The organism is Citromicrobium bathyomarinum, assembly GCF_038594485.1.
Taxonomy (GTDB): domain Bacteria; phylum Pseudomonadota; class Alphaproteobacteria; order Sphingomonadales; family Sphingomonadaceae; genus Alteriqipengyuania; species Alteriqipengyuania bathyomarina_A.
Genome location: NZ_JBCFZG010000001.1, coordinates 563,432 through 585,122, shown reverse-complemented (window position 1 = coordinate 585,122; position 21,691 = coordinate 563,432). Strand labels below are relative to the sequence as shown.

Below are 21,691 nucleotides of genomic sequence, written 5' to 3'. Positions count from 1 at the left end.
GGTGCCCCTCCACCACCTTCGGTGGTCCCCCTCCCCGTTTCCGGGGAGGATTGGTCGTCAGATCAGCCCCGCCATCACGCCGGCGGTGTCGATCATCCGGTTGGAGAAGCCCCATTCGTTGTCGTACCAGCTGACCACGCGGGCCAGCTTGCCTTCGAGCACGGCGGTTTCGAGGCTGTCGACCGTCGAGCTGGCGGGCTGGTGGTTGAAGTCGCTCGAAACCAGCGGCTGATCGGTGAAATCGAGCACGCCCTTCATGGCGCCGTCGGCTGCCGCCTTCAACGCCTCGTTCAGTTCCTCTGCCGAAGTGTCACGACCCGGCGTGAACACCAGGTCGATCAGCGAGACGTTGGGCGTGGGCACGCGGACCGACGAACCATCGAGCTTGCCGTTGAGTTCGGGCAGCACCAGGCCGACTGCGCGGGCGGCGCCGGTGGTGGTCGGGATCATGTTCTGCGCGCCGCCACGGGCACGGCGCATGTCCGAGTGCATCTGGTCGAGCATGCGCTGATCGTTGGTGTAGGAGTGGATCGTGGTCATGAAACCACGCTCGATCCCCACGAGATCGTTCAGCACCTTCGCGACCGGCGCGAGGCAGTTGGTGGTGCAGCTGGCGTTGGAGACGATGTGGTCATCGCCGGTCAGCGTCTCGTGGTTCACACCGAAAACGATCGTCTTGAGATCGCCCTTCGCCGGAGCCGAGATCAGCACGCGCTTGGCACCTGCATCGAGATGCGGCTTCGCAGCGTCGACCGACTGGAAGAAGCCCGTGCATTCCAGCACGATGTCCACGCCCATCTCGCCGTGCGGGAGCTTGCCCGGCTCACGTTCGCTGGTGACGGCGATCTTCTTGCCGTTCACGACCAGCGAATTGCCTTCGACCGAGACCGAGCCGGGGAAGCGGCCATGCGTCGAATCGTACTGGAACAGCAGCGCATTGGCATCCGCACTGGCCAGATCGTTGATCGCCACCAGTTCCAGATCGTGATCGGTGTGTTCGAGCAGTGCACGCGCAACAAGCCGTCCGATGCGGCCGAATCCGTTGATTGCAACCTTGGTCGCCATGGTCTTGGTTCTCCTGACTTATGCTTCCAGCTTGGCGACGATCTTGGGGATGATCGCCTCGCATGTGAATCCGAAATGGTCGAAGGCATCCCCGGCCGGGGCCGAGGTGCCGAAGGAATCGATGCCGATGCGCAGCCCGTTGCTCATCGTATAGCGTTCCCACCCGAAGGTGGTCCCTGCCTCGATGCTGACCCGCAGGATTTCCTCCGGGCCGACGTTGGGCAAGATATTGTCGCGATAGGCCGGGCTCTGTTCGTCGAACAGTCCGGCACACGGCATCGAGACGACGTCCGCGCCGATGCCGCGCGATTCGAGCTCGGCAGCGCACTCGATCGCAAGGCCGACTTCGGAGCCGGTCGCGATCAGGATCACGCGCCGTTCGGCCTCGGCGTCCTTGATGCGATAGGCTCCGCGGGCGGAGCGGTTTTCTTCCACCTCCTCGGTGCGGAACTGCTCCAGACCCTGCCGCGACAGCGCAAGCACGGTGGGGCGCTTCTTCTGCTGCAACGCCACCTCCCAGCACTCGGCGGTTTCGACCGCATCGCCGGGGCGCATCACCAGCAGGTTTGGAATGACGCGAAGGCTCTGCAGGTGCTCGACCGGCTGATGGGTCGGTCCATCTTCGCCCAGCCCGATGGAATCGTGAGTCATCACGTAGATCACCCGCGCTTCCTGAAGCGCCGAGAGGCGGATCGCCGGGCGGCAATAATCGCTGAACACCAGGAAGGTGCCACCGTACGGGATGATCCCGCCATGCAGCGCCATGCCGTTCATCGCGGCGGACATGCCGAATTCGCGAATGCCGTAATAGACGTAGCGCCCGCCGCGGTTGTCCGCCGAGAAGTCGCCCAGTTCGCCAGTCTTGGTATTGTTCGAACCGGTCAGGTCGGCCGATCCACCGACCGTATCGGGCAGGCGGTGGTTGATGACTTCCAGCGCATTCTCGCTTGCCTTGCGGGTCGCGACCTTTTGCGGGTCGCGCACAAGCTTGGTGACGAATTCGTCGAGAGAGAAGCCTTCGGGCAGATCGCCCGCCATGCGCCGCTGGAATTCGGCCTTCTTCTCGCTCGCATCAAGACGCGACGACCATTCCGATCGCACATCCGCACCTCGCGATCCGGCAGACCGCCATTCGCTGCGGATCTGGTCGGGAATTTCGAAAGGCTCGGCCTTCCAGTTCAGCTTCTCGCGCGCGGCAGCGACTTCGTCCGCCCCAAGCGGCGATCCGTGCGTTGCCGAGGTGCCCTGCTTGTTGGGTGCGCCGTAGCCGATCACGGTGCGGCACGCGATCAGCGCGGGGCGATCCTCCGCCAGTGCTTCGTCGATGGCGCGCGCGATATCCTCGTGATCGTGGCCGTCGCACGAATTGACGAACCAGCCCGTCGCCTCGAACCGGGCGCGCACGTTCTCGCTGGTGGAAAGATCGGTGCTGCCGTCGATGGTGATCTGGTTATCGTCCCAGAAGCAGATCAGCCGGCCCAGCTTGAGGTGACCGGCAAGTCCGATAGCCTCGTGGTTGATACCTTCCATCAGACAGCCATCGCCCGCGATCACCCAGGTGTGGTGATCGACCAGATCGTCGCCGAATTCGGCATTCAGGTGCCGCTCGGCCATCGCCATGCCCACTGCCATCGCCAGCCCCTGGCCCAGCGGGCCGGTGGTGCATTCGACGCCGGGAAGCAGGAAATTCTCCGGATGGCCCGCCGTCGGGCTGCCCAGCTGGCGGAAATTCTCGATGTCTTCGATCGTCGGCTTGGCAAAGCCCGACAGGTTGAGCAGCGAATAGAGCAGCATCGAACCGTGGCCCGCGCTCAGCACGAAACGGTCGCGGTCAGCCCAGTCGGGCGCGCTGGCATCGTATTTGAGGTAGTTCGACCACAGCACCGTAGCGACATCGGCCATGCCCATGGGCATGCCCGGATGGCCGCTCTGGGCCTTTTGAACCGCATCCATGGAAAGGGCCCGGATGGCATTGGCCATCGGGATCATACGGGCGGGATCGAGACTCATGTGCCGGGGTACTCCTGAACGGCGCGCCGACGCCGCGATTCGATTGTGCGTGTGCCTTCGACAAGGCAGGCGCTCAGGTCAAGGCAAGGCCACGCTTTGCGACGGACCGATCGTGCAACCTGTCCAAAAAATCGTGCCCGCTCTTGGGGATGGCGGATTTGCCTATTACACATTTGCGGCATGAGGGACCAAAGGCTCGAACAGACCATCCAGCGCATCGAACGCGCGCTGGCGCGGATTGGCGCGGCGGCCGATGCTTCGGTGGCCCGGCGCACCGACGCCACCGGGACTTCGTCGGCACGCTACGAAGAAATGCGCAGCAAGGTCCGCGCCGAACTGAGCAGACTCGATTCGGTCATAGGCGAACTGGAAAAGTGAGCGCCGAGGGATGAGCAAGGTGGAAATCACCATCGGCGGACAGGATTTCGCGATCTCATGCGCCCCCGAAGACGAACAGCGGGTTCGCGAACTCGTCTCCGCAATCGACGGATACTACGAGCCACTGACGCCGAGATTCTCCCAGAACATCCTGTTCGCGTGCCTCCGCGCAGCGGATGATGTCTTCGACAAGGCGGACGTCTCCCCCGGCGAGGACGCTGAGACCAAGCAGATGCGCGAGCGGCTTGCCTCGGTCGAGCAGGAGCGCGATCGGCTGGAGGCAGCACTGTCCTCCGCCACCGATGCGCGCGGACGGCTCGAACGTGACCTGCGCAACGCACGCGAGGAGGCGGCGAGCCGCGACGGGGCCGAGGCCAAGGCACAGTCCGACCGGATCGCCCTGCTCGAACAGCGCTGCACCGATCTGCAACGCCGGCTGGAAGATGCACAGATGCAGGAATTGCCCTTCGCAGCCGCCGCTTCGGGCGCGCAGGTGGACGAAGACCTGCTGCCCGCGCTCGAACGGTTTGCCGGTTTGCTCGAATCCTGTGCGGACAAGCTTGAGGGTGGCGACGGCAACGCCTAGATAGGGCGTGGCGGGACTGCCCGGCACGAGCCGTAGAACATCCCTGAGGCTATAAGTTTATCCTAGGGAGCTGTCCCTTCCCTGGTCCACCAGTTCGGCTGTGGGGCCGGGGTATACGGCGCCCACCTGACCTTCTGCGTCAGAGGATTTCCCAGGCACCGACCCATGGTGGTTCCGCCACTGATTTTTGGAAGTACGTTTGCAGAGCCGATCGGGCTGAGCTTGTCGAAGCCCCGTACTTCCTTGCGTTACATTTGCGTCGAAGTGAGAACGGCCCTTCGACAGGCTCAGGGCGAGCGGTGATAGACAAGTCGGAATTGCGTCGCGAATTACGGATCCTCCGCAAGAACACCGTCGCTGAACTGCCCGATGCGGTGCGCGCGTTGGTCTTCTCACGCCCCCCCGCCCCGGTTCTTTCGCGGATCGCGCCCGATGCGACGATTGGAGTGTATCACGCGAGCGCTGGCGAGGCCCCGGCAGAACGGTACGCCCAGTTCTTCCTCGAACACGGCCACAGGGTCGCCCTCCCCCGCCTGCTGGCAGAGGATGGCGCGATGCGGTTTGCCGAGCATACCGACCCGCTCGGCGGCAGAGACCTAGTAAGCGGCCCTCATGGGCTGAAGCAGCCGGGCAAGGATGCTGACGATCTTGTGCCCGACGTGATCGTGATGCCGCTGCTCGCGTTCGACGAAGATGGCGGCAGGCTGGGCCAGGGCGGCGGATATTACGACCGATGGTGCGCCGCACATCCCGATGCGCTGCGAATCGGGCTTGCGTGGGATGTGCAGAAGATCGATCGGGTTCCGATGGAACCCCACGATATGCCGCTGCACATGATTGTCACCCCCACCCGCGTTTACGAGGTTGCGTCGTGAGGCGCGAACCTAACTGGCGCATTCCCGTAGGCATCCTCGGCCTGCTGCTGGGATTGTTCGTCTATGCGATCCTGATCGCGCGTTATGTGCCAGAGGTAATCGGTACCTGGCCGGTGCTCGTGCAGACGCCGATCTACCTCGTGCTCGGCATAATCTGGCTGCTGCCGCTCAAGCGATTCCTGATCTGGATGGAAACTGGCCGCTGGGGCTGACGCGGGAAACGCTCTGCGGCGATAACCGTTGAACCTGCATGCCTGAACTCCCCGAAGCCGAAGCCAACCGGCTGCGCATCGAACGCGATTGCCTGAACCGCACGATCGAGGCGGTCGAGCTGGGTGAGGATACCGACTATCTCGAACTGCCGGGCGACAACGAACGCAAGCGGCTGGTCGGCCATCAATTCACGCAGACGCACCGCCACGGCAAGCTGATCTTCGCGGGCAGCAAGACGGGCCCTTGGATCGGCGTTCATCTCGGCATGACCGGATCGCTCCGCCCTTTCGACGAGGACGACAGTCCGCCCGACTACGCCAAGTTTCTCATTCGGTTCGAAGGCGATCGCCGACTAGCCTTCAGCTGCCCGCGCAAGCTCGGCTGGGTGCGCGTGATCGACAGCCCGGAGGCGGAAATCGCGCGGATCGAATACGGCCCGGATGCGCTGGAGATCGACCGCGCTACGTTTGCAAACGTGATCGGCGGATCGCGCGGGGCGACCAAGTCCGCGCTGATGGACCAGCGAAAGTTCGCCGGGGTGGGCAACCTGTGGTCCGACGAAATTCTCTACCGCGTCGGGATCGATCCCGAGCGCAAGGGCACCGACCTTTCCGAAAACTCGCTAGGCGACATGCACGAAGCCATGCGCGCCATCTTGCGCGCGGTCATGGACACCGGGGCGTACTACGACCGGCTGCCAGACGACTGGCTTATCCACACTCGCAAAATCGGGGCCGCCTGTCCCCGCTGCAACGGAAAGATCGAGAAGACCAAGATTGGTGGGCGCAGCGCGTATCACTGCACCCGTCACCAGAAATAGCGCCTAGAAACTGAATACAAAGGTCTCGCGCCCGTCCTTTGCCATCGCTCGCTGGAAGGAAGGCGTGCTGCGCATCTGATCCATCCACCGCCGGCAGTTGGGACGATCCGTCAGGCGCCCCTGGGCATCGGCGGACGCTATCGAATAGCACATGGAGATATCGGCGGCGGTCAGTTGATCGCCCGCCAGCCAGGTATTGCGCCCAAGGTCGCTCTCCAGCTTGTCGAACAACACCTTCAGTCGCGGCGCGACCAGCATCTCGCGCACCTTGTCGGTCGCGATGCCGATGACCGAACGGACCAGCGCGGGGCTGCGGGCTTTCATCATCGTCAGCAGGCCATTGAAGAACTGCATCGGCATAAGGCTGCCCACCCCTGCGTGGAACCAGAACAGGTAATCCACCCTGCTCGCCTCGCCCGGCGCGGGGCGCAGCGGGCTCTCCGGGTGCGAATCGAGGATGTAGTCGATCACCGCATTGCTCTCGGCCAGAACCAGCCCGGTATCGTCGGTGATGACCGGCGCGGTGCCGAGCGGCGAGAGCGCCTTGTATTCGGCGGGCGCAAGCCGCGTCTCGGGATCGCGGTTGTAGATCTTCAGCTCGTACGGCGCGCCCAGCTCCTCCAGCAGCCAGAGGATGCGGAAGCTCTGCGAATATTCGAGATGGTGAAGCGTGATCATCGGTGCCCTCCTGCCGGTGCGTTGCAGGGCAGGTGAACGCGCAGCGCGACCCGCGCAAGAGCACGGGGCGAAATCGGCACCATTTGCATGAAATGGCGCGAGTGACGGGACTCGAACCCGCGACCTCCGGCGTGACAGGCCGGCGCTCTAACCAACTGAGCTACACCCGCGCAAACACGTGGGAGAAGGTGTCTCCGCTGCGTGGGAGGGGCGCGATTAGGCCAGCTCTGCGACCCTGTCAATGGCCCGCAACCCGCCTTTTTCGCCTTGCACGAAAGAAACTTGGTTAGTCGGCGATTAACTGCATTTTGAGCATTTGCTGCGAGGGTCCGCAACGCTTGGAAAACGGGCATGGGGAGCCCAGTCATGCGTATCGGATTGCTGATCGGGGGTGTGGCGGTATTCGCTGCGACTGTGGCAAGCGCACAGTCGCTGGTGCAGATCGACCGTGAGGTTTTCGTCGAGCGTTCGCTCGAGCGTGATGGGCGTACCCAGCGCAGCCTCGAACCGGCGGACACACTGCAAACTGGCGATACGGTCGTGCTGATGCTCGCCTGGCGCAGCCCGCAGGACAGGCCCTTCACGATATCGAGCCGAGTTCCCCGATCGCTGGCGTTTCGCGCAAGTGGCGGCGACGAGCCCGAAGTCTCCGTCGATGGCGGCCGCATTTGGGGCAGGCTCACCGAGCTGCGCGTTCGCGGCCGTGCAGCGACCTCTACCGACGTTACGCACGTACGCTGGGATGTCGACAATCCGCGCGCGGCGCGCGGACGCGGCGTGTTCACCTACAGCGCGGTGGTGCGCTGATTCGGTTCAGCAGTTTTCGTATTTCCAGTTGCGGCGCTTCCCCTCGGCCAGCCATTCGACCGCGGTCGCAATCCGCTTGGTGCGCGTCTCGGCCCGCTTCGCCTCGGTAATCCACTCAAGATATTCACGACGCTGGGCGGGAGTGAAGCTATCGAAATTTTGCTTGGCCCGGAGATTGTTCTCCAGCGCTGTCGCGAAATCCTCAGGCATCGGGATTTCGGCTTTGGGTTTCGACTGACGGCGTTTGCCCTCCGCAACGCGTTCCGCACCACGCCGGATTCGCCCGACAAGCTCCTCATCGGGAGGCAGGTCGTCCACCGTAGCGAGTTTGCCGAGCTGGCCCATGCCCTCGCCAACGGCCTCCTGTTCCTCGTGATGGATCACGCACGCGCAGTGCGCCTTGAACGCCGCGATGCTGACGATGTTCTTTCCGCCCTGCATGAAGGTCGGCACGCGCCACTTGATCGCTTCCTCGCCATTGGGAAGCGCCTCATGCGCCAGCTTGCGCAGGTGAATCAGGATCGGCTGGGCAAAGGGTGCCGCCCGCGCAATGTAATCGTCGATGCGCGGGTCGGTCGTCATCGGATCAGCTCGCCAGGATCAGCGCGGGGGCTTCCAGACGCCGCTTGAGCGCCTGAATGAAGCTCGCCGCATCCCATCCATCGACCACGCGGTGATCGCAACTGATCGAAATGTTCATCAGCTTGCGCTTCTCCACGCGCTCGATTCCGTCCGAACCGATGACGAACATCGGGCGCTCAACGATCTTGTTCGGGCCGATGATCGCAACCTCGGGCCGGTTGATGACCGGCGTGGTCGCGATTCCGCCAAGGGGCCCGAGCGAGGTCACGGTCAGCGTGCCGCCCTGCATTTCTTCGGACCTGGCCTTGCCGCTGCGTGCGGCCTCGGCAAGCCGACCGATCTCACGCGCGAGCTGCCAGATGTTCTGCCCCTGCGCATTATGCAGCACGGGCACCATCAGCCCGGCGTCGGTCTGCGCGGCCATGCCCATGTTGACCGAGCCGTGGCGCGTCACCACGCCCGCTTCGTCATCATAGGTGGCATTGATCATCGGGAATTCGGGCAGGCACTGGCAGATCGCGGTGATGAGCAGCGGCAGGATCGTGAGCTTTGGCTTGTCTCCCCGCCCTTCGTTGAGCTGCGCGCGCATCGCTTCCAGATCGGTCACGTCGACCTCGTCGACATAGGTGAAGTGCGGAATATTGCGTTTCGATGCGCTCATGTTCTGCGCGATCCGGCGGCGCATTCCGATGACCTTGATTTCCTCGTCGGCGCGCGGGCCGCTGGCGGGCGAATAGCCGCCCGAATAGGCAAGGAACTGGTCGAGGTCGCCATGGCGGACGCGGCCATCCTCGGCCGGTTTTACCTGCGCCAGATCGATGCCCAGGTCTTTCGCGCGCTTGCGTACAGCCGGGCTGGCGAGAACCTTTGCCTCGGCTTTCGGTGCGCTCTTTTCGATGGGCTGCTTGGGCGCAGGCTCGGGATCGGCTTCGTGTGCGTCATCGGCATCGCTGGCGTCGGGGTTCTCGACCTCGATCCGCTCCTCGACATTGTCGTCCTTCGGCGCGGGCGCAGGTGCGGTTTCTGCCTCAGCTTCGGCGACCTTGGCGTTCTCCTCTGCCACGTCGTCCGGAATCTCGCCCTCGACTTCGATGGTGACCAGCATCGATCCGATCGAGATGGTGTCGCCCACCTCACCCGCGATCTCGATCACCTTGCCGGCAACCGGGCTTTCCATTTCCACGGTCGCCTTGTCGGTCATCATGTCCGCGATCTGCTGATCTTCCGCGACCATGTCGCCGACCGATACGTGCCACGCAACGATCTCCGCCTCGGCAATGCCTTCGCCGATATCGGGCAGGTTGAAGGTGAATTTCGCCATGGGGATCAGTCCTTGAGGAGCGTGTCGAGAGCCGCGCCAATGCGCACCGGGCCGGGGAAATAGGCCCATTCGAGGCTGTGGGGATAAGGGGTGTCGAAGCCGGTCACGCGCTGGATCGGCGCTTCGAGGTGATAGAAGCAACGTTCCTGCACCAGCGCGGAAAGCTCTGCGCCGAAGCCGGAGGTGCGCGTCGCCTCGTGCACGATCAGGCACTTGCCGGTCTTCTTCACCGATTTCTCGATCGCGTCCATGTCCAGCGGGACGAGCGTGCGAAGGTCGAGAATGTCGGCTTCGATGCCCTTCTCTTCCAGCACCGCTTTCGCGACGTGGACCATCGTGCCGTAGGTCAGCACGGTAAGCTGCTCGCCCTCGGTCACGAGCCGCGCCTCGCCTAGCGGGATGCGGTAGTATCCTTCGGGGACCACGCTATCGGGATGCGACTTCCAGTTCTTCACCGGACGGTCGAAGAAGCCGTCGAACGGGCCGTTGTAGATGCGCTTGGGCTCGAAGAAGATGACCGGGTCATTATCCTCGATCGCCGCGATCAGCAGACCCTTCGCATCGTAGGGCGTCGCCGGAATGACGGTTTTGATGCCAGAGGCGTGGGTGAACAGGGACTCGGGACTCTGGCTGTGCGTCTGACCGCCGAAAATGCCGCCGCCAAAGGGAGAGCGGATCGTGATCGGTGCGGTATATTCGCCCGCGCTGCGATAGCGCAGGCGCGCCGCTTCGCTGATGATCTGGTCGTAGCCGGGGTAGATGTAGTCGGCGAACTGGATTTCGGGGACCGGGCGCAGGCCGTAGGCACCCATCCCGATCGCCGCGGCGACGATGCCGCATTCAGAGATCGGCGTATCGAACGCGCGCGACTTGCCGTATTTCTCCTGCAAGCCCGCCGTGCAGCGGAACACGCCGCCGAAATAGCCGACATCCTCGCCGAAGACGACGACGTTGTCGTCCTTCTCCATCGACACGTCGAGCGCATCGTTGATCGCCTCGATCATGTTGAGGCGGCGATCATTGCCAGTGGCGTCGCGCCCCTGCTCGACCTTGGGCTGGTCTTTCGTCTCGCTCATCAGTGCGGCACCCCGTCCGGATATTTCTTGTCGCGTTCGGCCTGCGACTGCGCGTTCTGTTCGCGAAGGTGCCACGGCTCTTCCTCGAACACGTCTTCGAACATGGTGTGGAACGGCTGATGCATCCCGTGGCCCAGGATACCGTTCTTTTCGGCCAGCTTGGTGTCGGCCTTCACCTTTTCGGCGGCCTTCAGGTCCATCTCCGCCTGACGATCCTCGTCCCATTCGCCGAGTGCGATGAGGTGGTTCTTGAGCCGTGCGACGGGATCGCCGAGCGGCCATGCCTCACGCTCCTGCGCGCTGCGGTAACCGCTGGGATCGTCCGAGGTGGAGTGCCCTTCGGCGCGGTAGGTGAAGAATTCGATCAGCGTCGGCCCGGCATTCGTCCGCGCACGATCCGCTGCCCATTTCTCGGCGGCGTAGCATGCCAGCGGATCGTTGCCGTCCACCCGCAACCCGGCAAGGCCGTAGCCGATCGCGCGGCTGGCGAAGGTCGCCCGCTCGCCGCCTGCAAAGCCGGAGAAGCTGGAGATCGCCCACTGGTTGTTGATGACGTTGAGGATCACCGGCGCGTTGTAGACGCTGGCAAAGGTGCACGCCGCGTGGAAGTCGCCCTCCGCGGTGCTCCCCTCGCCCACCCAGGTCGCGGCGATGCGGGTGTCGTGCTTGATCGCGCTCGCCATCGCCCAGCCAACCGCCTGCGGCGTCTGCGTGGCGAGGTTGCCCGAGATGCTGAAGAAGCTGTGCTCGCGGCTCGAATACATGATCGGCAGCTGGCGGCCCTTCAGCTTGTCGCCGCTGTTCGAATAGATCTGGTTGATCATCTCGATCAGCGGATAGCCGCGCGCAATCAGCGCGCCCTGCTGGCGATAGCTGGGGAAGATCATGTCGTCTGGCTGCAGCGCCATCGAGGTGGCGATACTGGTCGCCTCCTCGCCTGTGCACTTCATGTAGAAGCTGGTCTTGCCCTGCCGCTGGCCGCGAAACATGCGTTCGTCGAACGCGCGCACCAGAGAGAAGTGGTGCAGCATCTGGCGCAGGGTCTCGGGGTCGAGCTTCGGGTCCCACGGGCCGTGCGCCATATTGTCGTCGCCCAGCACGCGGATCAGATCGGTGCAGAGCCCGTGAGTCTCGTGCGGTTCGCACGCCTCGTCGGGGCGCGGCTGCTTGCCCGCCTCTGGCACTTCGATCGCGGAAAAATCGACCTCGTCCGCATCGGGGCGATATTGCGGTTCGGGTACGTGAAGCGACAAGCGTGGCTTGTTGTCGCCCTTGGTGGCTCGCTCGGGCCCGTTGGCCATGCGTCTGTCTCCCGGCGCCTCCATCGTGAGAGACGCATTCTTTCATTTCGGCGACCGTTTATTGCGCAGTCCCTTTCGGGTCAAGCGCAGCTCCGGTCGGGCCGCTCGTTCACACTGCCACCGGTGCCTTGATCGGCGGATGCGGTGCGTAATCGGACACCGCGAAATCCTCGATCGTGTAGTCGAACATGCTTGGCGGACGCCTTGTAATCTCAAGCTTTGGCGCGCCGCGCGGTTCCCGCGCCAGCTGTTCCTCGATCAGATGCGCGTGGTTGAGATAGAGGTGCGTATCACCCCCCATCCACACCAGTTCGCCCGGCTCCAGATCGGTCTGCTGAGCGATCATCCGCGTCAGCAGCGCCGCACCGAACAGATTGAACGGCAGGCCCAGCGCAACGTCGCAGCTACGCTGGTAGAGTGCGCAGTTGAGCTGCGTACCATTTGCGCCGACGTGGAACTGATACGACTTGTGGCACGGCGGCAGCGCCATCCGGTCCAGCTCGGCAACGTTCCAGCCTTCGATGATGTGGCGGCGGCTGCCGGGGTTGGCCCGCAGGCTCTCGATCACCTGCGCGACCTGATTTACCCCTTCGCCCTTCTCGTACAGCCCGTCGAAGCGATAGCGATAGGTCGGCCAGTCGACCCACTGCTTGCCATAGACCGGGCCGAGATCGCCCCAGCGCGCTGCGAAGGCTTCGTCATCGGCGATTCGCTGGACGAAATCGTCGAGCGGCAGGTCGTCGCCCGTCTCCTTGACGTAGCGGGCATGCGGCCACTCGTTCCAGATCTTAACGCCCTGCAGGACAAGCGGGCGGATATTGGTTTCCCCGGTCAGGAACCACAGCATCTCGCGCGCGGCGGTTTTCCAGTAGACGCGCTTGGTGGTCAGCAGGGGCACGGCATTATCGGCGAGACTGCACCGCAGCTGCGCACCGAAAACCGACCGAGTGCCCACGCCCGTGCGGTCCACCCGCTCGTCACCGTCGCGCCAAATACGCGCCATCAGGTCGAGATACTGCTGTTCGTAATGCGATTCGGTCACGGTGATCGGCCTAATCCTTTCGTTCGTCAGCGATAGGACAAACTTGCCTGCAATGTCCGCTTGCGTGTGCGGTGATCCACACCTATAGGGCCGCCTCTGCCTCGCGGGGTCCGCCCCGCAAGCATCCGGTCGGGGAGTAGCTCAGCCTGGTAGAGCACTGTCTTCGGGAGGCAGGGGCCGGAGGTTCGAATCCTCTCTCCCCGACCATTTTACGTCGTTTCCGACAATAAGCCGCACCATCTCCGCCCGTTTTCCTCTACCTGAAGGGTCGGGTCGGCGATCCTGCGCGCCCGTTCTCCGGCATCATCGGCACTACGCGAGGCAAACCAGGACGGGATAACTGCCGGTTGCGCCTTTGCGCCGTGGCGGGGTGCACCTATTCGTGAATGATATGACAGCGCAGATCGAAATTGGCACGGATTCGGCCGGGCAAGGCATTTGCGTCGATGTCGAGGAGCTGCTCGCGACACGATTGCTCGTCCAGGGCAACTCGGGTTCGGGCAAGTCGCACCTCTTGCGCCGCCTGCTCGAACAGACCGCCGGGCTCGTCCAGCAGGTGGTGATCGACCCCGAAGGCGACTTCACCAGCCTGGCCGATGCGTTCGACCATATCGTGATCGATGGTGCCGCGCATTCGGTGCGCGAGATCGAGGCGCTGGCCGGGCGCGTGCGCCAGCACCGCGTCTCGGTCGTGCTGGCGCTGGACGAGCTGGAGGTGGAACAGCAGATCCGCTGCGCTGCGTTGTTCCTCGGCGCGCTGTTCGATGCCCCGCGCGAGCATTGGTATCCCGCGCTCGTCGTGGTCGACGAGGCGCAGATGTTTGCGCCTGCCGCTCCGGGCGAATTGTCCGAGGATACGCGGCGGATGACACTGTCCGCGATGACCAACCTGATGTGCCGCGGCCGCAAACGCGGGCTCGCCGGGATCGTCGCCACGCAGCGGCTCGCCAAGCTGGCCAAGAATGTCGCCGCCGAAGCCTCCAACTTCCTGATGGGGCGCACCTTCCTCGACATCGATATGCAGCGCGCCGCCGACCTTCTGGGGATGGACCGCAGGCAGGCGGAGCGGATCCGCGATCTGCAGCGCGGGCATTTCCTCGGCCTCGGCCCGGCGATCAGCCGCCGCCCGGTCGCGGTGCATATCGGCGAGGTGAAGACCGGAGGGAAGAACGCCGCCGAGGGCCTGACGCCATTGCCGCAGGCTTCGGGCGAGGATCTGGAGGCGCTGCTCCATTCGGAACTGGCGGAGGAAGCCGCGAAGCCCGCGCCGCCGCCCCCTCCCCCGCCGAAGCCTGCTGCCGATCTGGAGCAGGCGATCACCGCACGCGCCGCCGAGCAGGCACAGCGAAGCGAGAACGGGGAGCACACCGCGAGCGATGCATCCTCGCCCGAAGATCAGGCACCAGCCGCACCGCAGGACAAGGAAGCCGCCCTGACCCGGATCATCGTGGAGCTGGCGGCGGAGGAAGGCGCGACCTTCCAGTCCTCGGCCACGCTGTTCCGCAATTTCGCCCAGCGTTGCCGCCAGCAGGGCGTGCCCAGCGCGCATGTCGACATGCTCGAATTCCGGCGCCTGTTCGCCTTCGCCGCCGCAGGCCTGCACGAGCTGCCCCAACCGGTACGCGACACGATCGAGGAGCTGTCGCAGGCCGTCCCCGCAGACGTCCTCGCCCCTTACCTCGCGCTGGCGGTGTCGATCGCCAGAGGCGCCTCGGCACCCGACGAGGACGAGCTTGCGCGCGTCTACGGCACCTCCTCGCCCAGCCGCATTCGCCGCCTGCTGGAGCATATGGAGCGGCAGGGACTGATCGTTGTGCGCGAGGAATTCGGCGGCGGGCGCACGATCATCGTCGTCGGGCTGGAAGAGCTGGCGGGCGCGGTACATGCTTCGTGAGGTAGTGCGCACTCTTCGAGGACGAGCCTAGGGCGATCGAGCGGAACAGGCGCGCGCAGGCGCGGTTGGTCAGGCAAAGGAGATTTTCTGAAATGCCTATCATTATCCTCATCGCGACCATCCTGCTTCCGCCGCTGGGCGTCGCGCTCAAGCACGGGCTCGGCTCGCAATTCCTCATCAGTCTGATCCTGACGCCGATCTTCTACATCCCCGGCCTGATCTACTCGCTCTATGTGAACTACGCCTAAGGCCATGGCGCGGGAGGATGACGCGAAGGGGCGCCATCGGGCGGTTCCTTCGTCCCGCATCGGAAGATTGAGCGGCTTCGGCCGGCTTGCTGGCGGCGTCGCCGGCGGAATGCTGGCCGAGGGCGCGCGCCGCGTTGCCTCGGGCGAGCGGGTGCGGATGAACGATCTGGTTCTCACCCCCGGCAATATTGGCCGTCTGACCGAGCGCCTCTCACACCTGCGCGGCGCGGCGATGAAGATGGGCCAGATGCTCTCCATGGACGCGGGCGATGCCCTGCCGCCGGAGCTGTCCGAAATCCTCGCCAAACTGCGCGATAACGCAGACTTCATGCCCCCGCGCCAGCTCGACAAGGTGCTGGCTGAGGAATGGGGTAGCGAGTGGCGCAAGAACTTCCGCCGCTTCGAACCGCGCCCGATTGCTGCCGCCAGCATCGGCCAGGTCCACCGCGCGCTGACCCGTGACGGGCGGACGCTGGCGATCAAGGTGCAATATCCGGGCGTTGCGCAGAGCATCGATTCGGACGTCGACAACGTCGCCACTTTGTTGCGCGTCACCGGCCTGCTGCCCAAGGAACTCGACATCGCCCCGCTGCTCGCTGCGGCGAAGGAACAGTTGCACGAGGAAGCCGACTACCGCCGCGAAGGGCGGATGATGCAGCGCTATGGCGAGCTGCTCGCCGGGCACGAGGCTTTCGTGGTCCCCACGCTCGACGAAGAGCTGACCCGCGACCGCATCCTCGCGATGAGTTACGAGGAAGGGCGCCCGGTCGAACAACTGGGCGACCAGCCGCAGGAGGTGCGCGACAGCGTGTTTGCCGAGGTGATCGAACTCGTCGCGCGCGAACTGTTCGAATGGGGCCTGATGCAGACCGACCCCAATTTCGCCAATTACCGCTACCGCGAGGCCGATCGGAAGATCGTGCTGCTCGACTTCGGAGCTACGCGAGAGGTCGACCGCGACGTGCAGCAATCCTACCGCAACCTGCTGCGCGCCGGGCTCGACCGCGACCATGCAGGCGTGCGGCAGGCGGCGATCGATGCGCAATTCATGTCTCCTGCCGTGGTCGAGAAGCATGGCGAGGCGATCGACCGGATGATCGACATCATTCTCAGCGAGATGGCCAAGGATGCCCCGTTCGACTTCGGCGACCGCGGCTTCGTACCTGCACTGCGCGACGAAGGCTTCGCCATCGCGCAGGACAAGTCGATCTGGCACATCCCGCCCGCCGAAACCCTGTTTGTCCAGCGCAAGGTCAGTGGCACGGCGCTGCTCGGCGCGCGGATCGGTGCGGTGGTGAATATCCACGCCATCGTGCGCGACGTGCTGGAGCGGACGAATTAGTTTCCATCTCAAATAAGTTCCGTTCGCCCTGAGCCTGTCGAAGGGCCGCACTTCTTCTGTGCTGTGAGAAGAAGCAAAGACGATCCTTCGACAAGCTCAGGATGAACGGATTTTCCAAGGTTCGCTAGGACGCCTGCTCCGCCATCCAGCGCTCGATATGCTCTTCCAGTACATCGAGCGGCACCGCCCCGTTCTCCAGCACCGCATCGTGGAAGGCGCGCAGGTCGAACCGGTCGCCCAGCGCCTTCTCCGCACGCCCACGCAGCTCGCGAATCTTCAGCTCGCCGATCTTGTAGGCCAGCGCCTGCCCCGGCCAGGTGATGTAGCGGTTGACCTCGGCGTCGATATTCGCAGCCGATAGCGCGGTGTTGTCGGTCATGAAGGTGACCGCCTGTTGCTTGGTCCAGCCCTTCGAGTGGATGCCGGTGTCTACCACCAGCCGGCACGCGCGCCACATCTCGTAGCTCAGCCGCCCCATCTGCTTGGCGGGGGTATCGTACAGGCCCATCTCGATCCCGAGCCGTTCCGAGTAGAGCCCCCACCCTTCGACGAAGGCGGTGAAGAAGGTGCCGTTGCGGCGCAGCGGGTGCAGGTCCAGCTCCTGCTGCAACGCGATCTGAAGGTGGTGGCCCGGCACGGCCTCGTGCACGCCCAGCGCGGGCAGTTCCCACAGCGGGCGCTGGTCGAGTTCGGTCAGGTTGACGCGGTAGATGCCCGCCTGCCCGGTCTCGGCCGAGCCGGGCTCGTAATAGGCGGTGGTGTTGCCCGGTGCCTGCGCGGCGGGGATCGGGAGGACGGTATAGGGCAGGCGCGGGAGCGTGCCGAACAGCTTGGGCAGCCAGCCGTCGATTTCCTTTGCCAGCGCGGCGGCGTAGCGAAGGTACTCACCCTCGTCGGTCATATAATATTGCGGGTCGGTGCGCAGGTGTTCGATGAAAGCCTCGCGGCTATCGAAGCCGGCGTCGGCGGCGACCTGCTCCATTTCCGCCCGGATGCGTGCGACTTCGGACAGGCCGAGCTGGTGGACCTCGTCCGCGCTCATGTCGGTGGTGGTGAAGCTGCGGACGAGGTGGTCGTAATACTCTGCCCCGCCCTCTGTCTGCGAAATGCCCGGCAGGCCGTCGCGGCATTTGGGCGCGTATTCATTCTCGTAGAAGCGCACGAAATCGCGCAGGCCGGGGAAGACGACATTGTCGATCGCGGCCTTGGCGCGGAGTTTCAGCGCCTGCCAGTCCGCGTCCGAAATGTTCGTGGGCTTCTTCGCAAACGGCTGCCAGAAGCCGGACTCCTCGGCGCTGTCGGCAATCTGTCCGGTGATCTGGTCCTCGAACCCTTCCATCGGTCCGCACGCCTGCGTCAGACCGCGCGCCACGGCCTCACGGCTGCGGGCGATACCGTCGGCATTGTAGGGGCCGAACGCTTCGAGGCGGCCCACGTAGCTCTCGTAATCGGCCAGCGTGAAGAAGGGCGAGCTGTAGGGGAGCGAGGCGAGCGCGCTGAACCAGCCGCCGCGATTGGTGAACAGGATGTAGCGATCCTGATCGAACTGCGCGCCCTCCAGATAGTCCGCCAGCGAGCGATGCAGCACCGCGTAATCGACCCGCAGGTCTTCGGGCAGCGCATCCTTGTCGATCGCGTCGAGCCGGGCGAGGATGGCGCGGTTTTCGGCCATATCCTCCTCGTAGCCCTCGATCGAAAGATCGCCGAGCTTGCCATCCCCGCGCCGGTCGCCCACCGATGTCGCGAGCGTGGGATAGGCATCGAGCATGTCCTGCCACACCTCTTCGCGCAGTTGCTCGTATTCCCCGGCCGGGTTTGGCGCGGTCTGAGCGGCGAGCGGGCTGGCGACGATTACGGTGAGTGCCGTTGCGGCGAGCAGGTGCTTCAGCATACGAATTCCCCCTTGATTGCAGTATCGTCTATTGCGCGGCTCAGCCCGCGTCCAGTAGGCCGGACGCATGGAAAAGCCCGCCATTCTGTTCGTCTGCCTCGGCAATATCTGCCGTTCTCCCCTGGCCGAAGCAGCGTTCCGCGATGCTGCGGAGAAAGCTGGCCTGGAGGCTGAGGCGGACAGCGCAGGCACCGCCGACTACCATGTCGGCAGCTCACCCGATCCGCGCAGCATCGAAGAGGCGGCGAAGCACGGGATCGACATATCGGGCTATGCCGGGCGCCAGCTGTCGGTCGAGGACTTCGAGCGCTTCACGCATATCTTCGCGATGGATCACCAGAACCTGCGCAATATCGAGGCGCTGCGGCCCGAGGGATCGCGCGCGCATGTGTCGCTGTTTATGGACCTCGTGCCGGGGCGCGAGGGCGCGGCGATCGCCGACCCCTATTACGACGGTGAGGAGCAGTTCGAAGCGACGTGGGAAGATGTCGACGCGGCGGCGCGGGCGCTGGTGGAGCGGTTGGCAGAACGGGGCTGAATTCCTCCCCCTTGAGGGGGAGGTTGGGTGGGTGTGTACTCCGGCTGATGGCTTGGAGCCCCCACCCCCAACCCCTCCCCGTGGGGAGGGGAGTGATTTCGGGGAGCGACATGGGTGACACGTGTCACCCATGTGTCACCTTGGGAATATCTCTGCCTCTCAAATGGTTAGGTCCGGCGGAATGACACATTCCGGTTTTTGACCCAAAAAATTCTCCGTGCGTATGCAAGTGGACGACGATGCCAAAGAGCCGTCGCCACGCTAGCCTGTGCGGTTGCAGTAGGAAAATGCACTCTGAGGTGATGCCCAACCTGCTCCTCCCCCTTGAGGGGGAGGCTGGGTGGGGGGTACGGCGCTGGTATTTCGGGCGCCGAGCCCCCACCCCCGACCCCTCCCCCAAGGGAGGGGAGTATTGCGTCATCCCCCCCTCAAAGTCCGTACGCCCATGTCGCGTTCGTGCAGGTAGAGCAGGATGCGCGCGGCCTCGCCCCGTTCGCCTTCGAGCCCGGCATCGCGGTCCATCAGCAGCTTCGCGTCGGCGGTCGCCGGGTCCATTAGCCGTTGCATCTGCTCCAACGTCGCGATGCGGAACGGCGTATCGCCCGATTGCCGCGTGCCGAGCAGTTCGCCGCCGCCGCGCAGCTCCAGATCTTCCTCGGCAATGCGAAAGCCGTCCTGCGTCTCGCGCATCAGCGCAAGCCGTTTGCGCCCGGTTTCGGAAAGCTGTTCGCCGCGCAGCAGCAGGCAGGTCGACTTCTCGCTCCCCCGCCCCACGCGCCCGCGCAGCTGGTGGAGTTGCGCAAGGCCGAACTTCTCCGCCTGCTCGATCACGATCAGCGTCGAGGCGGGCACATCGACCCCGACCTCGATCACGGTCGTCGCCACCAGCAATTTCGCCTCGCCCGAGGCAAAGCGCGCCATCGCCGCGTCCTTCAGCTCCGGGTCGAGCTGGCCGTGGACCAGCACCACATCGTCATCGAAGCGCGCTTTCAGCGCAGCATAGCGTTGCTCGGCGGCGGGTTTTTCCATCCCGTCCTCGTCGCGCACCAGCGGACAAACCCAATAGGCCTGCTGACCGCTCGCGAGATGCCGCCCGACCGCGTCGACCACATCGGGCAGCCGCTCCATCCCGACGACGCGCGTGTCGATCGCCTGTCTGCCCGGCGGCAGTTCGTCCAACCGGCTGACTTCCATCTCGCCGTAATTGGCCAGCGTCAGTGTGCGCGGGATCGGGGTCGCGGTCATGGAAAGCGTATGCGGCGGGCGCTTGCCCTTCCTCGCCATCTGGAGCCGCTGCGAGACGCCGAAGCGGTGCTGCTCGTCCACCACCACCAGCCCGAGATCGCGGTACTGCACCGCCTCCTGAAAGATCGCGTGCGTGCCGACGACGATCTGGATGCTGCCATCCATCAGCCCCATCAGGATGCTTTCGCGCGCGCGGCCCTTGTCGCGGCCCGTCAGCAGCGCGACTTCCACGCCGGTAGGTCGCGCCATCTCGCGCAGCGTTTCGAAATGCTGGCGCGCGAGGAGTTCGGTCGGCGCGAGCAGCGCGGCCTGCGCGCCTGCCTCCACCGCGATCAGCATCGCATGCAGCGCGACCACCGTTTTCCCCGCGCCAACATCGCCTTGCAGCAAGCGCAGCATCGGCGCGTCCTGTTGGAGGTCGCCTTCGATCTCGCGGATCGAACGCTCCTGCGCCCCGGTCAGCGGGAACGGCAGTTGCAGCTTGCCCCGCAGGCTCCCGTCACCGGCGAGCGCGCGCCCGCGTTTCCTGCGGTTGTCGGCGCGCACCAGTTGCATCGCGAGCTGGTTGGCAAGCAGCTCGTCATAGGCGAGCCGGTCCTTCGCGCGCTCGTCGTCGCGCGCATGGACGCTGCGCAGCGCGTCGGGCCACGCGGGCCATTTCTCACGCGCCAGCATCCCCGGCTCGATCCACTCAGGCAGCGCGGGCAGCTTGTCGAGCGCCTGCGCCGCGAGGCTCGCCATGCGTGGCTGGGTGAGCCCTTCGGCGAGGCTGTAGACCGGCTCCCGCATCTGGCCGAGTGCGGGATCGTCGACCTTCAGAACGTGATCTGGGTGGACCATCTGGAGCATGTCGCCATACCGCTCCAGCTTGCCCGCAACCCGGCGGGTCTCGCCCACCGGCAGTTCCTTCTTCGCGGTGTAACTGGCCCTCCCGAAGAATGTGAGCGCGAGGACGTTGCCCGCGCTGTCGGTAGCGAGAACCCGGTACGGCGCGCGGCGCGAGGCACCGGAGCGATGCTCGGTCACGGTGAGCGCAATGATGATCTGCTCGCCCTCGGATGCCTCGTCCAGATTGTCGACCGGGCGGCGGGTGACGAAGCGGTCGGGCCAGTGATAGGCGACGTCGCGCACCCGCGTGCAGTGCAGCTTCTCCAGCGGCTTCTTCAGCTTGGGCCCGACACCGTCGAGCGTGTCGACCTCTGCAAACAGGGGGTTGAGGATTTCGGGCCGCATGGGAGCGCTATGACAAATAGAGTTCGTCATTGCGAGACACGTCCGCAGGACGGGGCGAAGCAATCCAGAGCGTCTCGCGAAAATGCCCTGGATTGCCGCGTCACGGCTTCGCGGTTCCTCGCAATGACGAGTTGAGAAATTGGTGCGCGAGGCCTAGTCCCCGCCCCATGATCTCCCCCAGCTTCGAATCCCGCCTCGCCCGTGCCAAGTTCCGCGCCTGGCATCGCGGTACGCGCGAGGCCGATTACATGATCGGCGGCTATTTCGACCGCTATCACCAATCGTGGGGCGAGGAGGACCTCGTCTGGTTCGAGGCGCTGCTCGATTACGACGATGTCGAGATCATGGCCTGGGCGCTCAAGACGCAGCCCGTGCCGCCAGAGATGCAGGGCGATCGGATCGCGATCATGCAGAAGCTGGATTACGTCAAAATCCCGCGCTGATAGCAGCGGGGTGGTGCGGAGGATCGCACCGCGCTAACGCCATAGCACAAACCCCAACCCCCTCCTCTACAAGAGAAGGGGGCAAATTGCGTGTGCCCGGAAC

General features: G+C 64.6%; 21 protein-coding genes, 2 tRNA genes and 1 other RNA gene. 13 read left to right on the top strand and 11 right to left on the bottom strand.

Going from position 1 to position 21,691, the window contains the following annotated elements; all coding sequences use genetic code 11:
- Positions 1-57: 57 nt before the first annotated feature.
- Together gap and tkt are read right to left on the bottom strand one after the other, a co-directional pair.
- Positions 58-1,065 carry a type I glyceraldehyde-3-phosphate dehydrogenase gene (gene gap / locus AAG591_RS02910; RefSeq protein ID WP_342529451.1) on the bottom strand — a complete coding sequence of 336 codons (1,008 nt, stop codon included), beginning with the start codon at positions 1,063-1,065 and terminating at the stop codon, positions 58-60.
- A gap of 18 nt (positions 1,066-1,083) precedes the next feature.
- Entirely contained in the window at positions 1,084-3,075 is a 1,992-nt protein-coding gene (gene tkt, locus AAG591_RS02905) for a transketolase (RefSeq protein WP_342529449.1), read from the bottom strand.
- A gap of 180 nt (positions 3,076-3,255) precedes the next feature.
- On the opposite strand from tkt, the gene AAG591_RS02900 reads away from it, so the two are divergent.
- From AAG591_RS02900 to AAG591_RS02875, 6 genes are all read left to right on the top strand, one after another.
- A complete protein-coding gene (locus AAG591_RS02900) occupies positions 3,256-3,453 on the top strand; it encodes a hypothetical protein (protein ID WP_342529447.1) in 198 nt (65 codons plus the stop codon).
- Between the two features lie 10 nt (positions 3,454-3,463).
- Positions 3,464-4,039: a cell division protein ZapA gene (locus tag AAG591_RS02895; RefSeq protein ID WP_342529446.1), complete on the top strand. Its 576-nt coding sequence runs from the start codon at positions 3,464-3,466 to the stop codon at positions 4,037-4,039.
- 10 nt (positions 4,040-4,049) lie between these two features.
- Positions 4,050-4,218, top strand: a non-coding RNA gene (gene ssrS, locus AAG591_RS02890) — 6S RNA.
- A gap of 138 nt (positions 4,219-4,356) precedes the next feature.
- Positions 4,357-4,914: a 5-formyltetrahydrofolate cyclo-ligase gene (locus tag AAG591_RS02885; RefSeq protein ID WP_342529445.1), complete on the top strand. Its 558-nt coding sequence runs from the start codon at positions 4,357-4,359 to the stop codon at positions 4,912-4,914.
- Positions 4,911-5,126, top strand: a complete 216-nt coding sequence (locus AAG591_RS02880; protein ID WP_342529444.1) for a DUF2842 domain-containing protein — start codon at positions 4,911-4,913, stop codon at positions 5,124-5,126. Before AAG591_RS02885 ends, AAG591_RS02880 begins: the two co-directional genes overlap by 4 nt.
- A 38-nt stretch (positions 5,127-5,164) precedes the next feature.
- A complete protein-coding gene (locus tag AAG591_RS02875; protein ID WP_342529443.1) occupies positions 5,165-5,947 on the top strand; it encodes an Fpg/Nei family DNA glycosylase in 783 nt (260 codons plus the stop codon).
- 3 nt (positions 5,948-5,950) lie between these two features.
- Here AAG591_RS02875 and AAG591_RS02870 read toward each other — a convergent pair whose 3' ends face one another.
- Positions 5,951-6,625, bottom strand: coding sequence for a glutathione S-transferase family protein (locus AAG591_RS02870; protein WP_342529441.1), 675 nt, complete (start codon positions 6,623-6,625; stop codon positions 5,951-5,953).
- 93 nt (positions 6,626-6,718) lie between these two features.
- Positions 6,719-6,795, bottom strand: a tRNA-Asp gene (locus tag AAG591_RS02865).
- A 196-nt stretch (positions 6,796-6,991) separates the two neighbouring features.
- On the opposite strand from AAG591_RS02865, the gene AAG591_RS02860 reads away from it, so the two are divergent.
- Positions 6,992-7,432, top strand: coding sequence for a hypothetical protein (locus AAG591_RS02860; protein ID WP_342529439.1), 441 nt, complete (start codon positions 6,992-6,994; stop codon positions 7,430-7,432).
- Positions 7,433-7,438: 6 nt separating this feature from the next.
- Here the strand turns inward: AAG591_RS02860 and AAG591_RS02855 are convergent, their stop codons facing one another.
- From AAG591_RS02855 to thyA, 5 genes are all read right to left on the bottom strand, one after another.
- The gene (locus AAG591_RS02855) at positions 7,439-8,014 is read right to left on the bottom strand and encodes a YdeI/OmpD-associated family protein (RefSeq protein ID WP_342529437.1); all 576 of its coding nucleotides are present in this window, start codon (positions 8,012-8,014) and stop codon (positions 7,439-7,441) included.
- Between the two features lie 4 nt (positions 8,015-8,018).
- A complete protein-coding gene (locus AAG591_RS02850) occupies positions 8,019-9,335 on the bottom strand; it encodes a dihydrolipoamide acetyltransferase family protein (protein ID WP_342529436.1) in 1,317 nt (438 codons plus the stop codon).
- A gap of 5 nt (positions 9,336-9,340) precedes the next feature.
- Positions 9,341-10,411 carry an alpha-ketoacid dehydrogenase subunit beta gene (locus AAG591_RS02845; RefSeq protein ID WP_342529433.1) on the bottom strand — a complete coding sequence of 357 codons (1,071 nt, stop codon included), beginning with the start codon at positions 10,409-10,411 and terminating at the stop codon, positions 9,341-9,343.
- Positions 10,411-11,712 carry a thiamine pyrophosphate-dependent enzyme gene (locus AAG591_RS02840; protein ID WP_342529432.1) on the bottom strand — a complete coding sequence of 434 codons (1,302 nt, stop codon included), beginning with the start codon at positions 11,710-11,712 and terminating at the stop codon, positions 10,411-10,413. Before AAG591_RS02840 ends, AAG591_RS02845 begins: the two co-directional genes overlap by 1 nt.
- Before the next feature lie 109 nt (positions 11,713-11,821).
- Positions 11,822-12,754, bottom strand: a complete 933-nt coding sequence (gene thyA, locus AAG591_RS02835; RefSeq protein ID WP_342529431.1) for a thymidylate synthase — start codon at positions 12,752-12,754, stop codon at positions 11,822-11,824.
- A 130-nt stretch (positions 12,755-12,884) separates the two neighbouring features.
- On the opposite strand from thyA, the gene AAG591_RS02830 reads away from it, so the two are divergent.
- The 4 genes from AAG591_RS02830 (at position 12,885) to AAG591_RS02815 (ending at position 16,238) form a co-directional block, all read left to right on the top strand.
- Positions 12,885-12,961, top strand: a tRNA-Pro gene (locus AAG591_RS02830).
- A gap of 184 nt (positions 12,962-13,145) precedes the next feature.
- Positions 13,146-14,648 carry a helicase HerA domain-containing protein gene (locus AAG591_RS02825; protein ID WP_342529974.1) on the top strand — a complete coding sequence of 501 codons (1,503 nt, stop codon included), beginning with the start codon at positions 13,146-13,148 and terminating at the stop codon, positions 14,646-14,648.
- A 92-nt stretch (positions 14,649-14,740) separates the two neighbouring features.
- Complete coding sequence (locus AAG591_RS02820) at positions 14,741-14,896, top strand: YqaE/Pmp3 family membrane protein (RefSeq protein WP_342529430.1); 156 nt, start codon at positions 14,741-14,743, stop codon at positions 14,894-14,896.
- 4 nt (positions 14,897-14,900) lie between these two features.
- A complete protein-coding gene (locus AAG591_RS02815) occupies positions 14,901-16,238 on the top strand; it encodes an ABC1 kinase family protein (RefSeq protein WP_342529429.1) in 1,338 nt (445 codons plus the stop codon).
- A gap of 124 nt (positions 16,239-16,362) precedes the next feature.
- On the opposite strand, the gene AAG591_RS02810 is transcribed toward AAG591_RS02815, so the two are convergent.
- The gene (locus AAG591_RS02810; protein WP_342529428.1) at positions 16,363-18,129 is read right to left on the bottom strand and encodes a DUF885 domain-containing protein; all 1,767 of its coding nucleotides are present in this window, start codon (positions 18,127-18,129) and stop codon (positions 16,363-16,365) included.
- A gap of 67 nt (positions 18,130-18,196) precedes the next feature.
- Between AAG591_RS02810 and AAG591_RS02805 the strand changes: the two genes are divergently transcribed.
- A complete protein-coding gene (locus tag AAG591_RS02805; RefSeq protein WP_342529427.1) occupies positions 18,197-18,667 on the top strand; it encodes a low molecular weight protein-tyrosine-phosphatase in 471 nt (156 codons plus the stop codon).
- A gap of 417 nt (positions 18,668-19,084) precedes the next feature.
- On the opposite strand, the gene recG is transcribed toward AAG591_RS02805, so the two are convergent.
- Complete coding sequence (gene recG / locus AAG591_RS02800; RefSeq protein ID WP_342529426.1) at positions 19,085-21,145, bottom strand: ATP-dependent DNA helicase RecG; 2,061 nt, start codon at positions 21,143-21,145, stop codon at positions 19,085-19,087.
- A gap of 167 nt (positions 21,146-21,312) precedes the next feature.
- On the opposite strand from recG, the gene AAG591_RS02795 reads away from it, so the two are divergent.
- Positions 21,313-21,588 carry an FAD assembly factor SdhE gene (locus tag AAG591_RS02795; RefSeq protein WP_342529425.1) on the top strand — a complete coding sequence of 92 codons (276 nt, stop codon included), beginning with the start codon at positions 21,313-21,315 and terminating at the stop codon, positions 21,586-21,588.
- Positions 21,589-21,691: the final 103 nt, after the last annotated feature.

Coding starts and splice junctions, on each gene's coding strand:
- gap (WP_342529451.1), bottom strand. CDS start 1,065: ATGGCGACCAAGGTTGCAATCAACGGATTCGGCCGCATCGGACGGCTT.
- tkt (WP_342529449.1), bottom strand. CDS start 3,075: ATGAGTCTCGATCCCGCCCGTATGATCCCGATGGCCAATGCCATCCGG.
- AAG591_RS02900 (WP_342529447.1), top strand. CDS start 3,256: ATGAGGGACCAAAGGCTCGAACAGACCATCCAGCGCATCGAACGCGCG.
- AAG591_RS02895 (WP_342529446.1), top strand. CDS start 3,464: ATGAGCAAGGTGGAAATCACCATCGGCGGACAGGATTTCGCGATCTCA.
- AAG591_RS02875 (WP_342529443.1), top strand. CDS start 5,165: ATGCCTGAACTCCCCGAAGCCGAAGCCAACCGGCTGCGCATCGAACGC.
- AAG591_RS02870 (WP_342529441.1), bottom strand. CDS start 6,625: ATGATCACGCTTCACCATCTCGAATATTCGCAGAGCTTCCGCATCCTC.
- AAG591_RS02860 (WP_342529439.1), top strand. CDS start 6,992: ATGCGTATCGGATTGCTGATCGGGGGTGTGGCGGTATTCGCTGCGACT.
- AAG591_RS02855 (WP_342529437.1), bottom strand. CDS start 8,014: ATGACGACCGACCCGCGCATCGACGATTACATTGCGCGGGCGGCACCC.
- AAG591_RS02850 (WP_342529436.1), bottom strand. CDS start 9,335: ATGGCGAAATTCACCTTCAACCTGCCCGATATCGGCGAAGGCATTGCC.
- AAG591_RS02845 (WP_342529433.1), bottom strand. CDS start 10,411: ATGAGCGAGACGAAAGACCAGCCCAAGGTCGAGCAGGGGCGCGACGCC.
- AAG591_RS02840 (WP_342529432.1), bottom strand. CDS start 11,712: ATGGCCAACGGGCCCGAGCGAGCCACCAAGGGCGACAACAAGCCACGC.
- AAG591_RS02825 (WP_342529974.1), top strand. CDS start 13,146: ATGACAGCGCAGATCGAAATTGGCACGGATTCGGCCGGGCAAGGCATT.
- AAG591_RS02820 (WP_342529430.1), top strand. CDS start 14,741: ATGCCTATCATTATCCTCATCGCGACCATCCTGCTTCCGCCGCTGGGC.
- AAG591_RS02815 (WP_342529429.1), top strand. CDS start 14,901: ATGGCGCGGGAGGATGACGCGAAGGGGCGCCATCGGGCGGTTCCTTCG.
- AAG591_RS02810 (WP_342529428.1), bottom strand. CDS start 18,129: ATGCTGAAGCACCTGCTCGCCGCAACGGCACTCACCGTAATCGTCGCC.
- AAG591_RS02805 (WP_342529427.1), top strand. CDS start 18,197: ATGGAAAAGCCCGCCATTCTGTTCGTCTGCCTCGGCAATATCTGCCGT.
- recG (WP_342529426.1), bottom strand. CDS start 21,145: ATGCGGCCCGAAATCCTCAACCCCCTGTTTGCAGAGGTCGACACGCTC.
- AAG591_RS02795 (WP_342529425.1), top strand. CDS start 21,313: ATGATCTCCCCCAGCTTCGAATCCCGCCTCGCCCGTGCCAAGTTCCGC.